Source organism: Micromonospora sp. AMSO12t (assembly GCF_008806585.1).
GTDB classification, from domain to species: domain Bacteria; phylum Actinomycetota; class Actinomycetes; order Mycobacteriales; family Micromonosporaceae; genus Micromonospora; species Micromonospora reichwaldensis.
Window position 1 is genome coordinate 34,530 of sequence record NZ_WAAS01000012.1, and the last position, 19,266, is coordinate 53,795.

Annotated in this window: 14 protein-coding genes; 4 read left to right on the forward strand and 10 right to left on the reverse strand. The window is 70.1% G+C overall.

The window, feature by feature from the left end:
* Position 1 precedes the first annotated feature (1 nt).
* The 9 genes from F6X68_RS03365 to araB all read right to left on the reverse strand — a co-directional run bounded on the left by F6X68_RS03365 (position 2) and on the right by araB (position 12,422).
* The gene (locus tag F6X68_RS03365) at positions 2–994 is read right to left on the reverse strand and encodes a LacI family DNA-binding transcriptional regulator (protein ID WP_192581264.1); all 993 of its coding nucleotides are present in this window, start codon (positions 992–994) and stop codon (positions 2–4) included.
* Positions 995–1,305: 311 nt separating this feature from the next.
* Complete coding sequence (locus F6X68_RS03370) at positions 1,306–3,390, reverse strand: RICIN domain-containing protein (protein ID WP_151452861.1); 2,085 nt, start codon at positions 3,388–3,390, stop codon at positions 1,306–1,308.
* 368 nt (positions 3,391–3,758) lie between these two features.
* Positions 3,759–5,261, reverse strand: coding sequence for an L-arabinose isomerase (gene araA, locus F6X68_RS03375; RefSeq protein WP_151452862.1), 1,503 nt, complete (start codon positions 5,259–5,261; stop codon positions 3,759–3,761).
* 26 nt (positions 5,262–5,287) lie between these two features.
* Positions 5,288–6,280, reverse strand: a complete 993-nt coding sequence (gene yjfF, locus F6X68_RS03380; RefSeq protein ID WP_151452863.1) for a galactofuranose ABC transporter, permease protein YjfF — start codon at positions 6,278–6,280, stop codon at positions 5,288–5,290.
* On the reverse strand, positions 6,277–7,347 hold the full coding sequence (locus tag F6X68_RS03385) for an ABC transporter permease (protein WP_151452864.1): 1,071 nt from the start codon (positions 7,345–7,347) through the stop codon (positions 6,277–6,279). Before F6X68_RS03385 ends, yjfF begins: the two co-directional genes overlap by 4 nt.
* The gene (locus tag F6X68_RS03390; protein ID WP_151452865.1) at positions 7,344–8,885 is read right to left on the reverse strand and encodes a sugar ABC transporter ATP-binding protein; all 1,542 of its coding nucleotides are present in this window, start codon (positions 8,883–8,885) and stop codon (positions 7,344–7,346) included. Before F6X68_RS03390 ends, F6X68_RS03385 begins: the two co-directional genes overlap by 4 nt.
* 89 nt (positions 8,886–8,974) lie before the next feature.
* A complete protein-coding gene (locus F6X68_RS03395; protein ID WP_151452866.1) occupies positions 8,975–9,967 on the reverse strand; it encodes an ABC transporter substrate-binding protein in 993 nt (330 codons plus the stop codon).
* An 89-nt stretch (positions 9,968–10,056) separates the two neighbouring features.
* Complete coding sequence (locus F6X68_RS03400; RefSeq protein ID WP_151452867.1) at positions 10,057–10,740, reverse strand: L-ribulose-5-phosphate 4-epimerase; 684 nt, start codon at positions 10,738–10,740, stop codon at positions 10,057–10,059.
* Positions 10,737–12,422, reverse strand: coding sequence for a ribulokinase (gene araB, locus F6X68_RS03405; protein ID WP_151452868.1), 1,686 nt, complete (start codon positions 12,420–12,422; stop codon positions 10,737–10,739). Before araB ends, F6X68_RS03400 begins: the two co-directional genes overlap by 4 nt.
* 843 nt (positions 12,423–13,265) lie before the next feature.
* Between araB and F6X68_RS03410 the strand changes: the two genes are divergently transcribed.
* The gene (locus tag F6X68_RS03410) at positions 13,266–14,783 is read left to right on the forward strand and encodes a glycoside hydrolase family 27 protein (RefSeq protein WP_225851948.1); all 1,518 of its coding nucleotides are present in this window, start codon (positions 13,266–13,268) and stop codon (positions 14,781–14,783) included.
* A gap of 77 nt (positions 14,784–14,860) precedes the next feature.
* Here F6X68_RS03410 and F6X68_RS03415 read toward each other — a convergent pair whose 3' ends face one another.
* A complete protein-coding gene (locus F6X68_RS03415; protein WP_370518897.1) occupies positions 14,861–15,310 on the reverse strand; it encodes a PHB depolymerase family esterase in 450 nt (149 codons plus the stop codon).
* Positions 15,311–15,865: 555 nt separating this feature from the next.
* On the opposite strand from F6X68_RS03415, the gene F6X68_RS34770 reads away from it, so the two are divergent.
* The 3 genes from F6X68_RS34770 to F6X68_RS03425 form a co-directional block, all read left to right on the forward strand.
* Positions 15,866–16,435: a family 43 glycosylhydrolase gene (locus F6X68_RS34770; protein WP_370518898.1), complete on the forward strand. Its 570-nt coding sequence runs from the start codon at positions 15,866–15,868 to the stop codon at positions 16,433–16,435.
* On the forward strand, positions 16,327–17,673 hold the full coding sequence (locus tag F6X68_RS34775) for a carbohydrate-binding protein (RefSeq protein WP_370518899.1): 1,347 nt from the start codon (positions 16,327–16,329) through the stop codon (positions 17,671–17,673). The genes F6X68_RS34770 and F6X68_RS34775 overlap by 109 nt, the downstream gene beginning before the upstream one ends.
* A 269-nt stretch (positions 17,674–17,942) precedes the next feature.
* Positions 17,943–19,266, forward strand: a 1,324-nt coding sequence (locus F6X68_RS03425; protein ID WP_151452870.1) for a glycoside hydrolase family 30 beta sandwich domain-containing protein, incomplete at its 3' end; no start/stop codon positions are given.

The window sequence follows — 19,266 nt, forward strand, 5'->3', positions numbered from 1 at the left end:
CCTAACGGCGCGGCGGCGCCCCGACGCTGCGGCGGGCGACCAGGCTCGGTGCGACCGTCTGCCGAAGCGGGCCGACGACCTGCGACGACTCGATCTGGGCGAGCAGCAGGTCCAGGCTCGCCCGGGCGACCGCGGCGAAGTCGGGACGCACGGTGGTCAGCGGCGGGATGAAGTACGCCGCCTCGGGCACGTCGTCGAAGCCGACCACGCTGATGTCGTCCGGCACCCGCAGGCCGTGCTCGTGCAGCGCCCGCAGCACGCCCAGCGCCAGGTGGTCGTTGGCGGTGAACACCGCGGTGACCTCCGGTATCCGGGCGAGCATCTGCCCGCACCGGTAGCCGGCCGCCGCGGACCAGTCCGCCGGGATCAGCGGCGGCGCCTCGGCACCCGCCGACCGCAGGGCCTCCCGCCACCCCTCGATGCGGCCCGCGCTGTCGAACCAGTCGGGCGGGCCAGACACGTGCCAGACCGTCCGGTGCCCGGCGTCGAGGAGATGCTGCGTGGCGGCGCGGGCACCGGCGACCTGGTCGACCGTCACCAGCGGAATCGGCCGCCGCGGGTCGCCGTCGACGGTTACCAGGGGTACGTCCTTCGGCAGCCGTCCGAGCGCCTCCCCGGCCGACTCGACGGGCGCGATCACCACGATGCCGGCGACCCGGTGCGCGAGGTGCCGCTCCACCGCCGCGGAGATGGACTGGTGGTCGAGGTCGCTGACGCTGCCGACGCTGACCGCGAAGCCCGCCTCGGCGGCCGCCTGTTCCAGGGCGGTCAGCAGCGAGGCCGGGCCGAAGAGGGTGGTGTTCTGCGCGACCACCCCGATCACCTGGGACCGGCCGGTGACCAGTGCCCGCGCGGCCCGGTTGGGCCGGTAGCCCAGCTCGGTGATCGCCGCCTGGACGCGCAGCCGGGTCTGCTCGCGCACGTTGGGGTGCCCGTTGAGGACCCGGGACACCGTCTGGTGGGAGACGCCGGCGAGGCGAGCCACGTCCGTCATCGCGGGACTGCGCACGGCCACCTCACTTCCCCGCCTGCCCGTCGACGATCGCACACGTCGTCGTCGACGGGAGCGGCCATCGTGTTGCTGCCTCCGCCACGGCGACGTGTGCCGGGTGACCGGTGGAAACGCCGACAGTCTACGCCAGTCGTCCCGTCGGTCAGGGTGCGGCTGAGCCGGCACACCAGACGGGACTGCTGGCGGCGCGCGCCCCGGGGCGGGAGCGGTTTCCGATGGTTCCCCGCACCCCGCCCCGGACCATTCGCCGTACGATCCTCAGGCTCTCGTACGCCTGGGAACGGTGACCGGTGTCATGGTGTCGTCAGGGTGAACCGGCGCACCGTCACCTGGCCGCCCAACGACTGGGTGGTGTAGTTGAAGATGCCGAACCGGTATCCCATGAAGAACTGCCAGGCGTTGTTGAGGGTCAGGGCGTTGCCCAGCGGGACGAACGTGACCCCGTCGGTGCTGTACGAGAACCTCGCCTGGCGACCCGAGCCGGGCCGGATGTCGGCGTTGGCGCGCAACCAGATCCGCCCGCCGGACACCGGCGCGCTGGCGATCTCGGTTCCGGTGCCGGTGGTGTTCCAGTTGTCGGTGCCCATGGTCAGGCCGTTGGTCATGACCACCCGCGTGGCCCCGTTGTCGCGCTTGACGCCGATCCACGCCGAGGTGTCGCGCAGCATCGCCAGCCCGGTCCGGTCGCCGTCGCGCATCGTGGAGTAGTCCAGTTCGATGGTGCCCGTCGAGGTCGGACCCTGGATCCGATGGGTCACCGTGTTGCGCGCCCGGTAGAGGTCGTTGGTCACCGTCGCGGTCTGCAGGCGCAGCCCGTTGTTCACCGACCACCGGCTGTTGTCCGGGTTGTGGTTCCACTCGTACTGGACGCCGAGGGTGGTGCCGGGGAAGGTGTCGGTCCCGGTGAGCGGCTTGACCGGACGCGACGGCAGCGGGTTGGGGTAGTTGACGCCCCAGGAGCCGTTGACCGTCTGCACCTGGGGCCAACCGTCGCTGGTCCAGGTGATGGGGGCCAGCGTCGGCATCCGGCCGCCGGGGTACGCGTCGGTGAACGCCATGTAGTACCAGCCCCCGTTCTGGGTCTGCACCAGTCCGCCCTGGTGCGGCACCCCACCGCCGGAGATCGGACCCGGCATGTTGAGCAGCACCTGTCGCTGCTCGTACGGACCGAACGGGCCGTTCGTCGACTTCAGCACGTACTGGCCGTTGGCCGGGCGGGTGAGCCAGATGTAGTAGGCGCCGTTGCGCTTGTAGAAGCGCGCTCCCTCCAGCGTGCCGATGCTCGACGGTGTCTGGTACACCTGCTGGGCCCGCACCTGGGTACGTCCGTCCGGCGACAGCTGGGCCACGCTGATCGTGCCGTTGCCGTACGCGACGTACATGGTGTCGTTGTCGTCGACGAGCATCCCGGCGTCGTAGTAGCAGTTGGGGATGGTGGTGTGGCGGCTCCACGTGCCGTCGACGGCGGACGCGGTGTAGATGTGCGTCTGGGCGAAGTCGATGCAGCCGGCCCAGTAGAAGGTGCGGTTGCTCGGCCGGTAGTTCAGCGTGGAGGCCCAGATGCCGTCGACGTACCCGTGGCTGCCGTTGGCCAGGTCGTACTTCGTGCCGAAGTCCAGCCGGGGCACCGAGTGCCCGGCGAACTCCCAGTTCACCAGGTCCCACGACCGCAGCACGGGGGCGCCGGGCGAGTAGTGCATGGTGGAGGCCGACATGTAGTAGACGTCGCCGACCCGGATGATGTCGACGTCGGCGAAGTCCTGCCAGACGACCGGGTTGCTGAAGGTGCCGCCGGGGTTGCCGCTGTCGCCGACGCGGACCAGCTGCCACTGCTGATGGCCACCGTTGAAGTCGTCGTACTGCACGATGTTGCCGCCGTCAGCGGTGGAGGCGTTCTGCACCTCGACCACCTTGTTCGAGTTCCGGTTGATCAACCGCACGTACCCGTCGGCTGAGTCCGCCAGCCGAAACTGCTGGTTCGTCCCGTTGCCGTCGCTCCACTGCACGATGCTGGCGCCGTTGGCCGTGGAGAAGTTGTAGACGTCGAGCACCTTGCCCGAGTGGCGGGACTTCAACCGGTAGTACCCGCCGCCGGAGTCGACGAACTGCCACTGCTGCCCGTTGCCGTTGTTGCGCGGCCACTGCGTGATCCGCGCCCCGTCGTTCGTGGCCCCGTTGTACAGGTCCAGCACCTTGCCACTGTTGCGATTCACCAACACGTACCACGCGCTGGTGTCCACCGTCGCCGCCGAAACCGGCCCCGGAGACACCGCGACGAGCCCGCTCGCCGCGAGCACCGCGACCACCGCGGCCGAGACACGCGACAACCAACCACGCCGTCGGGGCACAGCCCGCGAGGGCCCACCAATGGCAACCATGATCCTCCTTCGAGAGCGCTGACACGATCCGGATTCCGTCGGGGAGCGTCACCCGGGCGCCTGCGACCACCGCGGCGATCGGCCATCTCGAATGTGATCGCTCACAGCCGTGCCACCGTCATGACGCACAGAGTCGCACGACCCCGGCAAGGAGGTCTTCGGCCGGCATGCCCCCGTGGAGGCCGATCGACCCATCCATCGACTGTGAGCGATAACATGGCGTTCGTCAAGACGTCACGCATGAGCCGGGACAGCGACCGGAACGCCGACGGGGGCCCTCCCGGCACGGGAGGACCACCCGGGGCCACCGACGGAACCGACCAGCGGGCCAGGCCGAGGGCGCGCTGGTGGTTGCCCTCCTGCGCGGGTCAGAACCCCCGGGCGAGGCGGTAGTAGGCCTGGTTCCACCGGATCTCGTTGGCGAAGCGGCGGGGCTCGGTGTGCTCGTCGATGACGACCAGCTCGGTGCGTACCATCTCGGCCAGGTCGTGCAGCTCCTCGACGCCCACCGCCTGGGACAGCACGGTGTGGTGCGGGGCGCCGGCGGTGATCCAGGCCTCCGCCGAGCCGGCCAGGTGCGGGCGGGGCCGCCACACCGCCCGGGCGACCGGCAGCCGGCGCAGCGGGTGCGGCGGCGCCACCACGTCGACCTCGTTGGCCACCAGGCGGAAGCGCTCCCCCATGTCCGCGAGACCGAGCACCACCGCCGGGCCGGGCGCGGCGTCGAACACCAGCCTGACCGGGTCCTCGCGGCCGCCGATGCTCAGCGGGTGGACCTCGACCTTCGGGGTGTCACCGGCGATCGTCGGGCAGACCTCGAGCATGTGGGCGCCGAGCACCAGCTCGTCGCCCGGCGTCAGGTCGTAGGTGTAGTCCTCCATGAAGGACGTCCCACCCTCGACCCCGACCGCCATCGCCTTGAGCGAGTGCACCAGCACCGAGGTCTTCCAGTCGCCCTCGCCGCCGAAGCCGTAGCCGTCGGCCATGAGTCGCTGCACGGCGATGCCGGGCAGTTGGCGCAGACCGCCGAGGTCCTCGAAGTTCGTGGTGAAGGCCCGGAAGCCGCCCTCCTCGAGGAACGCGCGCAGGCCGAGTTCGAGGCGCGCGGCGTAGCGCAGCGAGTCGTGTCGCTCCCCGCCGGGCCGCAGCTGCGGGTCGACCCGGAAGGTGTCGTCGTACTCCTTGACCAGGTCGTCGATCTGCGCGTCGGCCACCTGGTCGACGACCGCGACGAGATCGTTGACGCCGTACGTGTTGACCGAGACGCCGAAGCGCAGCTCCGCCTCGACCTTGTCGCCCTCGGTCACGGCGACGTCGCGCATGTTGTCGCCGAAGCGGGCCAGCCGCAGCGACCGCATCGCCGAGTAGCCGAGCGCGGCCCGGGCCCAGGCGCCGACCCGGGCGGTCACCCGGGGGTCGCTGACGTGCCCGGCGACGGTCTTGCGGGCGACGCCGAGCCGGGTCTGGATGAAGCCGAACTCGCGGTCGCCGTGCGCGGCCTGGTTCAGGTTCATGAAGTCCATGTCGATCTCGTCCCAGGGCAGCAGGACGTTGGCCTGGGTGTGCAGGTGCAGCAGCGGCGTCCGCAGGGCGTCCAGGCCGGCGATCCACATCTTGGCCGGCGAGAAGGTGTGCATCCAGGCGATCACCCCGACCACACCCTGCGCGGCGGCGTCCCGACAGGCCTTGAGGATGTCGACGCTGGAGGTCAGGACCGGCTTCCAGACCACCCGGACGGGGATCCCCGGCGCGTCGTCGAGCTGCGCGGCGATCTGCCGGGACTGCTCGGCGACCTGCCGGAGGGTGTCCTCGCCGTACAGGCCCTGGCTTCCGGTGAGGAACCAGACCTCGGGTTGGGGGTGCGTTGCCATGCAGTTGCCTTCCGCGAGATGGGCGGTCACTTGAAGCGGATGCCGATGAGGCGCTGGAGGAGGATGAAGGCGAAGAGCAGGCCACCGATCACGATCCTCGTCCACCAGGAGTTGAGGCTCCCGTCGAAGGTGATCAGGGTCTGGATCACGCCCAGCACCAGCACGCCCAGCACGGTGCCGAAGACGTAGCCGGACCCGCCGGTGAGCACGGTGCCGCCGATGACGACGGCCGCGATCACGTCCAACTCCATGCCGATGGCGATCAGCGGTGCGCCGGAGAGCGTGTAGAACGACAGCAGGATGCCGCCGATAGCCGAGCAGAGGCCGCTGACCGTGTAGACGGCGATTCGGGTACGCCCCACCGGCAGGCCCATCAGCAGCGCCGACTGGGGGTTGCCGCCGATCGCGTACACGGTGCGGCCGAAGCGGGTGTACGCCAGCACGTACGCGGCGACCAGCACCACCGCGAACGCGATCAGCACGATGATCGACACGAAGTTGCCGCGCGGGTCGCCGATGCGCTCCTGCGACACGGCCGTCCAGAAGCCGTCGGTGATGGGGATGGACGCGTCGCTGATGAACGTGCACATGCCCCGGGCGAAGAACATCCCGGCGAGGGTGACGATGAACGGTTGGATCTCGAAGAAGTGGATCGCGCAGCCCATCAGGAACCCGAGCGTCGGGCCGATCAGCAGCGCGACGACCAGCACCAGGGCCGCGGGCAGACCGTCCTGGAGCAGCGACGCCGACACCATGGCGGTCATCGCGACGACGGAGCCGACCGACAGGTCGATGCCGCCGGTGAGGATCACGAAGGTCATGCCGACCGCGACGACCAGCAGGAAGCCGTTGTCGATGAAGACGTTGAAGACGACCTGGACGTTGGAGAACGCCCGGTACTGGGACACGCCGACGCCGTACATGACCAGCAGCAGGGCGAGGGTGGCCAGGACCGGGACGTGCCGTCGGGGCACCCTGGGTCGCCAGGCGCGGCCGGTGGTCAGTGACGTGCTGCTCATGCCGGCACCTGCTCCTTCTCCCGCCGCCGCGCCGTGGGCCCGGGCGTGGTGCCGCGACGGCGGCGGCTGAACCTGGCCCGGAACGCCGGCGCCTGGATGAGGCAGACGGCGATGACGACGACCGCCTTGAACAGCAGGGCCGTCTGCGGCGAGATGTTCATGGCGTACACCGAGGTGGTGAGGGTCTGGATGATCAGCGCGCCGAGGATGGTGCCGCCGAGGGAGAACCGGCCACCGGCGAGTGAGGTGCCGCCGATGACCACCGCGAGGATCGCGTCGAGCTCCACCCAGAGGCCGGCGGCGTTGCCGTCGGCGCTGGACACGTTCGCCGTCATCATGAACCCGGCGACCGCGGCGCAGGCGGCGCTGAGCACGTACACGAGGAAGACGACGCGGCTGGATCGGATGCCGGCCAGCCGGCTCGCCTCGGCGTTGCCGCCGACCGACTCGACGATCAGACCGAGCGCGGTACGCCGGGTGAAGGCGGCGATGAGCAGGGCCGCCGCGAGGGCGATGAAGACGGCCAGCGGCAGGGTCAGGAAGTGCCCGAGCCCGATCGCCCGGTACGGCCCGGAGTTGATCGTGATGATCTGGCCCTCGGTGACCAGTTGTGCGAGCCCTCGGCCGGCCACCATGAGGATCAGCGTGGCGATGATGGGCTGGATGCCGATGACGGCGACCAGCACCCCGTTCCAGGCGCCGAGCGCGAGCGCGGCGCCGAAGGCCAGCGCGAGCGCCGTGAGCACGGTCGCCGGGCTGTTCTGGTCGGGCGCCTCGCTGATGTGGAGGCAGGCGATGGCGCCGCTGATGGCACAGAGCGATCCGACGGAGAGGTCGATGCCGCCGGTGGCGATGACGAGGGTCATGCCCAGCGCCACCAGCATCAGCGGTGCGCTCAGCCGGAGGATGTCGACCGGGGTGCCGTAGAGGTGCCCGTTCTTGACCTCGATGGAGAGGAAGCCGGGCCGGTAGATCGTGTTGGCCAGGATCATGACCACCAGCACGAGCACCGGCCAGAACAGGCGGTGGCCGGTAAGCGGGCGGAGGCGGTCGGCGACGGCGTTCACCGGATCACCTCCGCACCGGTGGTGCCGCTGGCGATGGTCCGCATGACGCGGTCGGCGTCGAGGGTGTCGTCGTTGTCGAGTTGGGCGACCATCGTCCGGTCACGCATCACGGCGACGCGGTGGCTCAGCCGCAGCACCTCCTCCAGCTCGGCGGAGATGAACAGCACCGCCATGCCGTCGTCGGAGAGCTGGACCACCAGTTTCTGGATCTCGGCCTTCGCGCCGACGTCGATCCCCCGGGTGGGCTCGTCGAGGATGAGCAGGCGCGGCTCGGTGATGAGCCAGCGGGCCAGGAGCACCTTCTGCTGGTTGCCGCCGGAGAGGTTGCGCACCGGCAGATCCGGGTTCGCCGGCCGGATGCTGAGCGCCTGGATGTACTTCTCGACCAGCTCGTCCTGCCGGCGGCGGGGGATCGGCCGCAGCCACCCGCGGGCCGCCTGCATCGCGAGGATCATGTTCTCCCGCACCGACAGCTCGGGGACGACGCCCTCCGCGCGGCGGTTCTCGGAGCAGAACCCGACGCCGCGGTCGATGGCCTGGACCGGGTTTCGCACCTGCGTCCCGCCGCCGTCGACGACGACCGTGCCGTGGTCGGCGCGGTCGGCGCCGAACAGCAACCGCGCCACCTCGGTACGGCCGGAGCCGAGCAGGCCGGCGAGCCCGACCACCTCGCCGGCGTGGATCCGCAGGCTGAAGGGGGCGACCGCACCCTTGCGGCCCAGCTCCGACGCGTCGACCAGCAGGGCCGCGTCGGACCGTACGGCGACGGTCCGCTTCTGCTGCTCGTCGAGGCGCTCCAGGACGTCGAGCTCCTTGCCGATCATCTTCTCGACGAGGCTGAGCTGGGGCAGCTCCTCCGTCCGGTACTCCCCCACCAGGGCGCCGTTGCGCAGCACCGTGATGCGGTCGGCGATGCCGTAGACCTGGTCGAGGAAGTGCGTCACGAAGAGGATGCCGATGCCCTCGTCGCGTAGCTGCCGCATGATCCGGAAGAGCTGCGCGACCTCACCGGCGTCCAGGCTGGAGGTCGGCTCGTCGAGGATCAGGACCCGGGCCCGTACGTCGATCGCCCGGGCGATGGCGACCATCTGCTGCACCGCCAGGGAGTACGTGCCGAGCTGCGCGGTGACGTCGATGTCGAGATCCAGCCGGGCCAGGAGCGCCCGCGCCCGCCGGCGCATCTCGCCCCAGCGGATCGCGCCGAGACGACGGGGCTCCCGGCCGATGAAGATGTTCTCCGCCACGGACAGGTTGGTGCAGAGGTTGACCTCCTGGTAGACGGTGCTCACCCCGGAGGCCGACGCCTGCATCGGGCCGCTGAAGGCGACCTGCTCACCGTCGAGAACGACGGTGCCCTCGTCGATGGCGTAAACGCCGGTCAACACCTTGATCAGGGTCGACTTGCCGGCACCGTTCTCGCCCATCAGGGCGTGGACCTCGCCCGGGAACAGGCGGAGATCGACGTCGTGGAGCGCGCGTACCCCGGGGAAGGTCTTGCTGATCCCGGTCATGGTCAGGACCGGACGGCTATCCGTCATCCCATCGGACCTCTTCTGGATGGTGTCGGTAGGACAGGAGCGAGCGACGGGCCGGGGTCGCCGTCGACGGACGGCGACCCCGGCGTCGGTCAGTACTTGCGGTTGGGCAGTGCCTCCTTGGCCTGCTCCTGGGTGAAGGTGGTCTCCTCGGTCTCGATCCGGGCCGGGACCTCCTCGCCGGCGTGGACCTTCTTCGCCAGGTCCATCAGCTGCGGGCCGAGCAGCGGGCTGCACTCGGCGATGAAGTTGAACCTGCCGTCGGCGAGGGCCTGCATGCCGTCCTTCACCGCGTCGATGGTGATGATGGTGATGTCCTTGCCGGGCACCTTGCCGGCCGCGGTGATCGCCTCCAGCGCGCCCAGACCCATGTCGTCGTTGTGCGCGAAGAGCACGTCGATCTTCGGGTTGGCTTTGAGGAACTGCTCCATGACCTGCTTGCCGTCGGCCCGCTTGAAGTCGCCTGACTGGGAGGCGACGATCTTCAGGTTCGGGTTGGCGGCGATCGCCTTGGCGAAGCCCTCCTTGCGGTCGTTGGCCGGCGCCGAGCCGGTGGTGCCCTGAAGCTCGACGACGTTCACCGGCCCGCTGGCGCTCTTGGTCTGCTCCACCAGCCACTCGCCGGCCAGCCGGCCCTCCTTGACGAAGTCCGAGCCGAGGAACGTCTTGTAGAGCGACTTGTCGGCCGAGTCGACGGAGCGGTCGGTCAGGATCACCGGGATGCCGGCGTCCTTGGCCTCCTTGAGCACGGTGTCCCAGCCGGACTCCACCACCGGCGAGAAGGCGATCACGTCGACCTTCTGCTGGATGAAGTTCCGGATCGCCTTGATCTGGTTCTCCTGCTTCTGCTGCGCGTCGTCGAACTTCAGCTCGATCCCCGCGGCGGCGGCGGCCTCCTTGATCGAGGTCGTGTTCGCCGTCCGCCAGCCGCTCTCCGCGCCGACCTGCGAGAAGCCCAGCGTGACCTTGCCGTCGTCGGCGGAGCCGTCGCCGGTGTCGCTGTTGCCGCAGGCCGCCACGCTGCCCGTGAGCAGCACGGTGGCGACGACCGCGAGCAGGGTGCGTGCCGTTCTCCTGGTTCTCATCGGTTCTCCTCGGTGGGGTGGTCCGGACACGTGGCGCGCGCGTGTCCCGGTGTGGTGGTGAGGTTGGTACGAGAAGGGGCCGTTCCCGGTCAGCCGGATGCCGGGCGTTGGCCGTAGACGTTCTGATACCGGTCATGCAGCGAGCTGATGTCGGCCTGCGTCATCGGCAGCGGCTGCCCGAGCGCCCGTGCCAGGTGCGCGGTACGGGCGACGTCCTCGCACATCACCGCGGCCTTGACCGCCGCGCGGGCGTCCTTGCCGATCGTGAAGACCCCGTGGTTGCGCATGAGCACCGCCGGCGAGCGGTGCCCGGACAGGGTGCTGACGATGCCCTTGCCGATGTCGTCACCACCGATCAGCGCGAACGGCCCCACCGGGATCTCCCCGCCGAACTCGTCGGCCTGCGCGGTCAGCCAGCACGGGATGGACTCGCCCCGGGCCGCCCAGGCGGTGGCGTAGCTGCTGTGCGTGTGCACGACGCCACCGACCTCCGGCATGGCCCGGTAGACGTAGGCGTGCGCGGCGGTGTCGCTGGACGGCGCGCCGTTCCCGTCGACCACGGTCCCGTTCAGGTCGCACACGACCATGGTGTCCGCCGTCAGGGCGTCGTAGTCGACACCGCTGGGCTTGATCACCATGAGGTCCTGGCCCGGGACCCGCGCCGAGACGTTGCCGGCGGTCCAGGCCACCAGCGCGTACCGGGTCAATTCGGCGTGCAGGCGGGCCACCGTCTCCCGCAGGACGCTCACCTGCCGCGCCACGTCGTTGCTCATCCGATCGCCTCCAGAACCGTGTCGGTCCGCGCCGCGGCCGCGTCCAGGGCCGTGTTCCTGATCGCCCGCAGGCGGAGCATGACGTCGTCGCCGCCGCGGCCGAAGTGGTCGTGCAGCGCGCGGTACTCGGCGTAGAGGGCGTCGTACGCCCGCGCGTTGTCCGGGTCCGGCTGGTACACGCCCTCGTTCACCCGGCCCATCGCCGCCGAGGCCCGGTGGACGTCCGGGTACGCCCCGGCGGCGACGGCCGCGTGGATCGCCGAGCCGAGCGCCGGTCCCTGGGCGGAGCCGATGATGCCCAGCGGGCGGTTGGTGACGTCGGCGTAGATCTGCATGAGCAGCCGGTTCGAGGCGAGACCACCGGCGACGACCAGGTCGGTGACCGGTATCCCGGCCTCGACGAACGCCTCGATGATCATCCGGGTGCCGAACGCCGTGGACTCCAGCAGCGCCCGGTAGACGTCCTGCGGCCGGGTGGCCAGGGTCAGCCCGACGATCAGGCCGCTGAGGTCGTGGTTGACCAGCGGTGACCGGTTGCCGTTCCACCAGTCCAGCGCGATGAGGCCGTGGGCCCCGACCGGTTGGTCGGCGGCCAGTTCGGTCAACCGCTCGTGCGACGCGACTCCGGCCGGCGCGGCGTTCCTGACGAACCAGCCGAAGATGTCGCCGACCCCGCTCTGCCCGGCCTCGTAACCCCACGCGCCCGCGCTGATGCCGCCGTCGACGACGCCGCACATGCCGGGCACCTCGGCGGGGTGGGTGCCGTTGAGGACGTGGCAGGTGGAGGTGCCCATGATGGCCACCAGTCGGCCGGGGCTCAGTGCCTGGGCGGCGGCGGCGGTGACGTGGGCGTCGACGTTGCCGACCGCGACCGCGATGCCCGCCGGCAGCCCGGTCCAGGCGGCGGCGCGGGCGCTGAGGGTGCCGGCCCGCTCGCCCAGCGGCAGCAGGGGACCGTCCAACTTGGCCACGAAGTCGGCGAAGCCAGGGTTGAGGGCGCTCAGGTAGTCGGTCGACGGGTACCGGCCGTCCTGCCGGATGCCCTTGTATCCGGCGGTGCAGACGTTGCGGGTCTCCTCGTCGCACAACTGCCACACGATCCAGTCGGCGGCTTCGACGAAGCGCTCGGCACGGCGGTAGACCTCCGGATCCTCCTCGAGGATCTGGAGACCCTTGGCGAACTGCCACTCGGCGGAGATCTTGCCGCCGTAGCGGCCGATCCACGGCTCGTGCCGCTCGTGGGCCAACGCGTTGATACGGTCGGCGTGCGACTGGGCGGCGTGGTGCTTCCACAGCTTCACCCAGGCGTGCGGCCGGTGGCGCAGCTCCGGGACCTCGCACAGCGGGGTGCCGTCGGCGAGCGTCGGCAGGACGGTGCAGGCGGTGAAGTCGGTGCCGATGCCGATGACCTGCGACGGGTCCACACCGGCGTCGGCCATGGCGGCGGGGACGGCGTGCCGCAGGACGTCGCGGTAGTCCTCCGGGTCCTGTAGGGCCCAGTCGGGAGGCAGTGCCGGGCCGCCGTCGAGGAGCACGGCCTCGATCACGCCGTGGCGGTACTCGTGCACCGCGGTCCCGACCTCGGCACCATCGCGAACCCGAACCACCAGCGCCCGCCCGGAGAGGGTGCCGTAGTCGACTCCGACCACGTACCGCTCGTCCGCACCGTCCACACTGCCCATGTCCACCTCCGATCAATGACCGGCATAGTGTTAACGCTCACATACAGCGCCGTCAAGACGTTGGCCGACAACAGCTCAGTAACGGAAGGATAGGCGGAGCGTGTGGCCCGGACCAGAGGCATCACACCCGGTCACCATTCCCGCGCTCTCGGCTGCCCGGACATGGTGCCGGCGCCCGCTCGGCGGAGGCACGGGGGCGGGAGCGCCCGGTGCCGCAGCCCCGGCGACAGATCGACGACTGTTAGCGAGAACATCCAGGCCTTCTCTGCCTTCTCGCGGGCGCACGACATCAGTCGAGCACGGACCGGCCCCCTGGGGACGCCGACTCCGGTGCGCGCACTGAGCTGCGACGCTCTCCGACCGAAGCCGACGCGGACCGCCATCAATCGTCGCGCGGATGACTCGGCCTCGTCGCATCCGATTTACATCAGTGGATGTCAGCGATAACATCCGTCTCATCGTGTCGGGTCCCCGGGCAGCCACCGGGCCGGAGCAGACCAGGAACGCGACGACGGACGGGCGAGCGACTAGTCCGGCACGAGGTCGGCCGAGGGCCGGACGATCCCCGTCCCGAGGTATTGCCGTCGATGCCCGCGGGCAGGGCCGGGCGACAGCCCACCGGCCACGCCCCGTGACGCCCTCGTTCGCCGCATCCCGGCGCCGGCGCCCGACCCGACGCCACTCACCGCTCCGACCGAGGAGGAACACGTGCGCAGACCGAGACAATGGCTCGCCGCCGCCCTGGGCATCCTGGCGGTGGCCCTCGCGGCGACCGTCGCGGACGGGGCCGTCGCGCCCCGTCCGGCACAGGCGCTGGACAACGGCGTCGCCCGGACGCCGCCGATGGGTTGGAACACCTGGAACACGTTCGGCTGCAACATCAACGAGACGCTCATCCGCCAGACGGCCGACGCGATCGTCGCCAACGGGCTGCGCGATCTCGGGTACCGGTACGTCGTCGTCGACGACTGCTGGTTCAACCCGGACCGGGACGCACAGGGCAACCTCCAGGCGCATCCGCAGCGCTTCCCGAGCGGGATGAAGGCGCTGGGCGACTACCTGCACTCGCGCGGCCTGCTGTTCGGCCTCTACCAGGCGCCGCTGGACCAGACCTGTGCGCAGTACTTCGACGCCTTCCCCGGCTCCACCGGCAGTCTCGGGCACGAGTACCAGGACGCCCGGCAGTTCGCCGCCTGGGGCGTGGACTACCTCAAGTACGACTGGTGCTCCCCCACCGGGACCATCAACGACCAGGTCGCCAGGTTCGGCATCATGCGGGACGCGCTGGCCGCCGCCGGCCGGCCGATCGTCTACAGCATCAACCCGAACAGCATCCACGAGAAGACCGGGCCGCAGCGCAACTGGAGCGACGTGGCGAACCTCTGGCGGACCACCGAGGACATCACCAACGCGTGGGACACCGGCCAGACCAACGGCTACCCGATGGGCATCCGGAACATCGTCGACGTCAACGTGCCGCTGGCCGGGTACGCCGCACCGGGCGGGTTCACCGACCCGGACATGCTGGAGGTCGGCAACGGCGGGATGAACGACACCGAGATGCGCAGCCACTTCGCGCTCTGGTCGATCATGGCGGCGCCACTCATGATGGGCAACGACCTGCGCTCGGCCAGCGCGGCGACGCTGAGCATCCTGCGGAACCAGAACCTGGTCGCGATCAACCAGGACCCGCTCGGGCTCCAGGCGGTCCAGGTGTCGAACGACGGCACCCGGCGGGTGCTGGCGAAGCGGCTGGCCAACGGTGACGTCGCGGTCGCGCTGTTCAACCAGGGCAGCTCCACCACGACGATCTCCACGACGGCGGCGGCGATCGGCAAGAGCGGTACCTCGTTCACCCTGCGCGACGCGTGGACCAACGGCACCTCCACCAGCACCGGAACGATCTCCGCGAGCGTCCCGGCGCACGGCACGGTGGTGTACCGGGTCAGCGGCGGCGGCACCACGAACCCGCCGCCCCCCACCACGTTCCGGCTACGCAGCGAATCGGCCGGACGATGCCTCGACGTCGACAACTCCCAGACCGCCAACGGCACCGGGACGCTCATCTGGGACTGTCACGGCAACGCCAACCAGCAGATCAGCCAGAGCGGGCAGACGCTGCGCGTCCTCGGCAAGTGCCTGGACGTCCCGAGCACCGCCGCCAACGGCACCCGGGTGCAGCTCTGGGACTGCAACGGCGGCACCAACCAGCAGTGGACGTTCAACGGCAACGGCACGGTGAGCAGCGTCCGCTTCCCGTCCCTGTGCCTGGACGTCAACAACGGCGGCACCGCCAACGGGACCACGGTCATCCTCTGGTCCTGCCACGGCGGCACCAACCAGCGGTGGAGCCGGGTGTGACCGACGGCCACCGACCATAGTGCGGCCGGCCGGGTGGACACGCCTGCTCCCACCCGGCCGGCCGGACCCTTCGCCTCCTACTGGAACTGCGTGAAGAACCGCCAGGCCTCCCCCGGCACCCAGGTCCGGGTGCCGCTGTCACCCGGCGCCCCGTCCTGGGGCGCCGCGATGTGTCCTTCGTCGAACGCGATCCACTCCACCGGGTAGCCGGCGGCGCAGCCCGGGTACGCGGTCCGGACGTGGGTCAGGCTGCCCGTCGCGGGCTCGCGCGGGCTCTGCGCGGCGTAGGCGTTGTCCTGCACGAACCGGTCACGCAGCGACCGGCCGCTCGCGATGGGGAGCACCCCGTCGCGGGTGCCGTGCACCCCGAGGTACGCGACGCGGCCGGTGCCGCCGCTGCACCCGCTGAGCTGCGCGCCGGACAGGACCGCGACCGCGCGGAACACGGTCGGCCGGGCGCAGGCCACGGCGGAGCTCATCGCCCCGCCGAAGCTGAACCCGGTCGCGAAGCGCTGCCGCGTGTTCACGCAGAGGCCGCCCTCGATGAGCCTCAGTTGCTCCCTGTCTGGACCGCGCGAATCAGGACGGGCGCGCTCCTCGTGGTGCGTGTGGGAAAGACGCAAAAGGGCCGCGACCGCACCACGCGCCCGTCTCCCGCCCGCTTGCGACCCGGTGACGATGTCGGCTCCCGCGACCAGCCAGCCCGAGGCCGCAAGTTAGCGATAACAGAGCTAGGTGTCAATTGATGAGACAGGGTGCGAACCCGGCGCGACGATCGCCGGCCGCGCCGTGGTCGCGGCCACGGACGCGGCGCTCCGGCTTGTCGTTGACGTCCACCGCCGAGGCCAGTACGGTGCATCGCAAGTAATCGATGTCAACGCCGTGACGTCCGCGTTGCCATCCCATCAAGCGCGACTCTCCGCACGCGTACCGGACCCAGCCCGCACGACGTGAGACAACCTTGATGTTCAGTGTTAGCGATAACAGGGATTCTTGCGGTCTCTCGGGTGCGCTGGAGTGCAGTCCCTCCGACAGCGCCTGCGGTGAAGAGCGCTGGACCGCCGACACCCTGGGGGTGAGCCTTGAAGCTGACACGTGCACGCCGGATCGGGACGAGAGCTCGGCACGCCATCGCCGTACTCGCCGGCCTGATCTGCACGGTCGCCCTCCTGCCCGGCACCGCGCAGGCCGACAACCCGATCGTCCAGCACATCTACACCGCCGACCCGGCGCCGATGGTGCACAACGGACGCGTCTACGTCTACACCGGGCACGACGAGGACGGCTCGACGTACTTCACCATGCGCGAGTGGCGGGTCTTCTCGTCGGCCGACATGGTCAACTGGACCGACCACGGCGTACCGATGAACCTCGGCACCTTCGCCTGGGCGGACGCGGACGCCTGGGCCGGCCACGTCGTCCCACGCAACGGAAAGTTCTACTGGTACGTCCCGGTGCGGCAGCGCGGCGGCGGAATGGTGATCGGGGTCGGTGTCGCCGACAGCCCGACCGGGCCGTTCCGGGACGCGCTCGGCCGCCGCTGGTGGGCAACGGTGAGATCGACCCGCACGTCCTCGTCGACGACGACGGGCAGGCGTATCTGTACTGGGGCAACCCGAACCTGTGGTACGTGCGGCTCAATCCCGACATGATCTCGTTCTCCGGCAGCCCGACCCGGATCCCGCTCACCACCGCCGGGTTCGGCACCCGAACCGGCAACCCGAGCCGCCCGACCCTCTACGAGGAAGGCCCCTGGGTCTTCAAGCGCAACGGGCTCTACTACAACGTGTTCGCGGCGGAGTGCTGCTCCGAGTTCATCGCCTACTCGACGGCGCCCGGCCCGACCGGACCCTGGACGTACCGGGGCACGGTCATGCCCCGGCAGGGCGCCAGCTTCACCAACCATCCCGGCATCGTCGACTTCAACGGCGGGTCGTACTTCTTCTATCACAACGGGGCGCTGCCCGGCGGCGGCGGATTCACCCGGTCCGTGGCGGTGGAGAAGTTCGCCTACAACTCCAACGGCACCATCCCCACGATGAACATGACCAGCGCCGGCGCCCCGCAGGTCGGCACGCTCAACCCGTACACCCGGCAGGAGGCCGAGACGATCGCCTGGGGTTCCGGCATCGAGACCGAGCCGTCCAGCGAGGGCGGCATGAACGTCGGCTATCTCGCCAACGGCGACTACATCAAGGTCAAGGGCGTCGCCTTCGGCGCCGGCGCGACCTCCTTCAGCGCCCGGGTGGCCTCCGGGGCGGCCGGCGGCCGGATCGAGGTACGGCTGGACAGCGCCACCGGCCCGCTCGCCGGCACCTGCGCCGTCGGCGGCACCGGCGGCTGGCAGACGTGGACCACCTCCACCTGCGCGATCAGCGGTGCCACCGGGACCCGTGACCTGTATCTGCGGTTCGCCGGGGGCACCGGAAACCTGTTCAACGTGAACTGGTGGCAGTTCGGCGGCGGGACGGCCACCCCGGCGTACCGGGTCACCAACCGCAACAGTGGCCAGGTCGTCGACGTCCAACAGCCGAACCTCGACGACCTCGCCGTGATCGGCCAGTGGACGGGCAACGGACAGAGCTGGCAACAGTGGCGGTTCCTCGACGCCGGCGGGGGCAACGTGCGCCTGCAGAGCGTCCACAGCGGCAAGTGCGTCGACGTGGTGGACTTCTCCACGGCCGACGGGGCCCGGATCGTCCAGTACACCTGCCATGATGGCCTCAACCAGGTGTTCAGCTGGCGCTCCACCGGCGATGGCTACCACCAGCTGGTCAACGTCAACAGCAACAAGTGCCTGAACGTGGTCGGCGGCTCCACCGCTCCCGGTGCCGCGTTGGAACAGCGGACGTGCGGCTCCGCCGCCAGCATGCAGTGGTCCCGCGCCTGAGTCGACCTCGGGAGAGGGCTGTGCGGCGACGCTCGACCGTCCCCGCACAGCCCTCGCGCCCGGGTGGTCATGCCCGGCCCGCCCCGCGCTTGACCCGCCCCGCACCGGAACCTAAACTCACGATCTGTTAACGCTAACAGCGGCGTCAGTCGATGAGAGCCGACGGGTCATTGACGCCGGGGTCAAGGGCAGTCCCCAGGGCGGCGCTGACCGGTCCGGACCGGACCGGGGCACGCGCGTATCACCACCACCAGCCAGGAGGACGCAGAATGACGCACGATCAGAACGGGCCGGTCAGCGGCGAGCGGCGATTGCTGAGCCGGAGAGCCGTCCTGACGACCATGGGGGCCGTGCCGGTCGCGGCAGCGGCGACCACACTGCTGGGAGCCACGGGAGCCTCGGCCGCGCCGGCGACCGTCAACCTGTCGGCGCAGCGGCAGACGATCAAGGGCTATGGTGCCATGGCCCACGCGGCCTGGATCGGCGACCTGACGGCCGCCCAGCGGGAGACGGCGTTCGGCACCGGCGAGGGTCGGCTGGGCTTCTCCATCCTGCGGATTCCCGTCGGCGAGAGTTCGGCTGACTTCGGCCGTGACCTCGCGACGGCGAAGCGCGCGGCCGAGCTCGGGGTGACCGTCTTCGCCTCGCCGTGGAACCCGCCCGCCAGCATGATCGAGACCTTCACCCGCGGCAGCCAGACCAACGCGAAGCGGCTCCGCTACAGCTCGTACGCCGCCTATGCGCAGCACCTCAACGACTTCACCACGTACATGCGCAACAACGGGGTGCCCCTGTACAGCATCTCGGTGCAGAACGAGCCCGACTACGCGCACGACTGGACGTGGTGGACCTCCGCCGAGATGGTCAGGTTCCTGCGGGAGAACGCCGGCTCGATCAGCACCCGGGTCATGGCACCCGAGTCGTTCCAGTACATCAAGTCCGTGTCGGACCCGATTCTCAACGATCCCACGGCGCTGGCCAACGTGGACATCATTGGGGCCCACCTCTACGGGACGTCGTACTCGAACTTTCCGTACCCGCTCTTCAAGCAGAAGGGCGCGGGCAAAGAGCTCTGGATGACCGAGGTCTACTACCCCAACAGCAACACCAACTCGGGCGACGCCTGGCCCGAGGCGCTCGACGTGGGCGAGCACATCCACCGCGCCATGGTGGACGCCGAGTTCCAGGCGTACGTCTGGTGGTATCTGCGGCGCAGCTACGGCCCCATGCGGGAGGACGGCCAGGTCAGCAAGCGCGGTGCCATGATGGCGCACTTCGCCCGGTTCGTCCGGCCCGGCTACACCCGGATCGACGCGACGGCGAACCCGGCATCGAACGTCTACGTCTCGGCGTACCGGGGCGGCAACACCGTCGTCATCGTCGCCGTCAACAAGAACACCTCGTCGGTGAGCCAGCAGTTCAGCCTGTCGGGCACCACCGCTTCCGGCAGCGTCTCGAACTGGCTGACCGACGCGAGCCGGACCGTCGCGCCCCAGAGCGCGCTCACCATGTCGAACGGCTCCCTCACCGTCACGCTGCCCGCCCGAAGCATCATGACCTTCGTGACCAGTGTGAACGGCACCCCGCCGCCCA